This window comes from Nodularia sp. UHCC 0506, assembly GCF_034931045.1.
Lineage (GTDB): Bacteria > Cyanobacteriota > Cyanobacteriia > Cyanobacteriales > Nostocaceae > Nodularia.
This window is the reverse complement of record NZ_JAYGHH010000003.1, coordinates 170,500-172,974: the sequence shown is the minus strand read 5'-3', so window position 1 is coordinate 172,974 and position 2,475 is coordinate 170,500. Positions and strand designations below refer to the sequence as shown.

The following is a 2,475-nucleotide window of genomic DNA, read 5'->3' as shown; positions in this document are numbered from 1 at the left end:
AATAACATTCAAGAATTACCTCCTGAATTATTACCGTCTGTGGCACAGTTGCTAGAAACAGGCAAATATACACCTGTGACTCGTTCGGGAGAACCTGCGGCTGAATCTCGCCCCTGTAAAGCCCGTATAATCATTGTTTCGGAAAAAACACAATCAGACATTGAACGGTGCGTTACTCATAGAATTAAAGTGCCACCGCTACGGGTACGGAAAACAGATATTCAAGCCCAAGTAGAATATTACACTAGCCTTTATATTCGAGGCAAAGGTCTTTCTAAACCGCAAATCACCCCAGAAGCTTTACGCCGCTTACAGTCTTATGATTTTCCCGGTAATCTCAAAGAATTAAAAAATATTGTCGAACGGGCGATTGTTCAGGTAGGTGATGGACGCGAGTTAACAGAAGAAATATTTTGGTCAGCCCAAACCAAGAAAAAGCAATTGCGTCTGAATCTTTTGAATGCTTATCCTGGGTTACGGAAATTTTTGCGGAGTCCTTGGTGGCCAGACCGGATTAATTATGGTTTTACTTTCGTCGGTTTTGCGGTGATGATCGCCATTTTATTTATTGGCCCGCAAACACGCGATCGCAATTTCATTTTAAATTTCTTTTGGGCTTGGTGGTGGCCGTTTTTTCTATTCCTCTTCCCCTTCTTAGGTCGGATATGGTGTTCTGTCTGTCCTTTTATGATTTATGGCGAAATTACCCAAAAACTTTCCCTCTGGCTATTTCCGCGACAACTCCAAAGCTGGCCGAGACAAAAAGCTGAAAAATGGGGCGGATGGTTCTTGTTTGGATTATTTACCCTGATTTTCCTCTGGGAAGAACTCTGGGATTTACAAAATACTGCTTACCTTTCCGCTTGGTTGCTGCTATTAATTACAGCTGGGGCGATGATTTTCTCAGCCATTTTTGAACGGCGGTTTTGGTGTCGGTATCTTTGTCCTATTGGGGGAATGAATGGTTTATTTGCCAAACTCTCAATGACGGAACTCCGGGCGCAGCAAGGTATCTGTTCTGCTTCTTGCAATACTTATCAGTGTTACAAAGGCGGCCCCGAAAAGGGCGAAGGGATGGCAACTAATGGCTGTCCGTTATATTCCCACCCCGCACAGTTGCAAGATAATCGAGACTGTGTATTATGTATGACTTGTCTGAAAGCTTGTCCCCATCGTTCTGTTGAGTTCAATTTGCGTCCCCCGGCGATTGAACTATGGACGACTCATACACCCCACAGCTATGAAGTGGCGTTATTGTTTTTGCTATTGGGTGGAGTGTATCTGCATCGCTTACCAGAGTTACAGTCTTGGTTAGGTTTAGAAATCGATTTAACTTGGTTTTGGCAGCATTTGGGATTTTCACTGCTAATTTTGATCATCCCCACAGCTATAGTTTTTGGGTCTTACGGCTTGATGCAGTTAACTAAATTTGGGCGTAAACCTCGACCATTTCTAGAACTTACCTATGGTTATTTACCATTGGTGCTAGGAGGTAATTTAGCTCATTATCTGCGTTTGGGTTTGGGTGAAGCTGGGCGAATTTTGCCTGTGACTTTAGCTACCTTTGGTTTAAATGGGGAACAATTACCAATTTTAGTAGCACATCCGGCTGTGATTGACTTTTTGCAAGGTGCTACTCTGATTTTCTCAGTGTTATTCACAATTATTTTAACTCAAAAAATTGCTCGTCAACCTATAAGAGCGCTCTTTTGGCAACATCTCGCTGCTGTGGGTTTGGGAGTTAGTATGTGGGCAATTATTTTGTCGTAAGTTCAAAATTTTCAGCCTACGCAAAAGGGTTAACGCTAGTTAACCCTTGGTTTGCCGAAGTATTATAATTGCGGCTGAATTGAATGTTTCTGTTGAGGATCGGGACGGGAAAATTTAGAGGTTGCTATAAAAACTGATATATTTCTGCTGTTTTAATCAGCTAGTGGATCAACACCCATGTTGACAACTGTATTTCTCAGGACTGTAATTTGTTGACCAAAATCAAGTTGCTTAATAGCTTCTAACGCTTGTACTACATCACGAGAAGGTTGGTAGTTAGAAGGCATTGGGGCGACTAAGCCTTGAACCATCAACTCTGATAATTCAAACCAGAAAGCTAATTTAGTATTAACGCTCCAAATTCCGTAGGAACGGCTAATTTGTGTATTTCTTTTAGCAGCTAAGTCTCGCATCACATCTAGCTGTTGAGTATGAGACATTTGCTTGATTTGATTAAGTACACCCTCAGCAAACTGCATCCGGGCAGCACCTGGGGCGGCTGGGGTAATAGAACGACCCATTTCGGTGTAAATGTACCACAGCAGTGCTAACTGGTCATCTACACTTAGGGATTTAAATAAAGTGGTAGTAGTTACCACAGCATTTTCTGAATATGTGCTGGAATCAAAAGTATTGGTTAATTGATTTGATTCTGTTGTAGCGTTCATAGTTTTACCCAAAATTTTTAGTAAGTGTTAATTCAAC

Annotated in this window: 2 protein-coding genes; one reads left to right on the top strand and one right to left on the bottom strand. The window is 41.8% G+C overall.

Annotated elements, in window-relative coordinates; all coding sequences use genetic code 11:
• Positions 1 to 1,770, top strand: a 1,770-nt coding sequence (locus VB654_RS03955) for a 4Fe-4S binding protein (protein WP_323212149.1), incomplete at its 5' end; no start/stop codon positions are given.
• Between the two features lie 152 nt (positions 1,771 to 1,922).
• Here the strand turns inward: VB654_RS03955 and VB654_RS03950 are convergent.
• On the bottom strand, positions 1,923 to 2,438 hold the full coding sequence (locus tag VB654_RS03950; protein ID WP_323212147.1) for an orange carotenoid protein N-terminal domain-containing protein: 516 nt from the start codon (positions 2,436 to 2,438) through the stop codon (positions 1,923 to 1,925).
• Between the last annotated feature and the right edge of the window lie 37 nt (positions 2,439 to 2,475).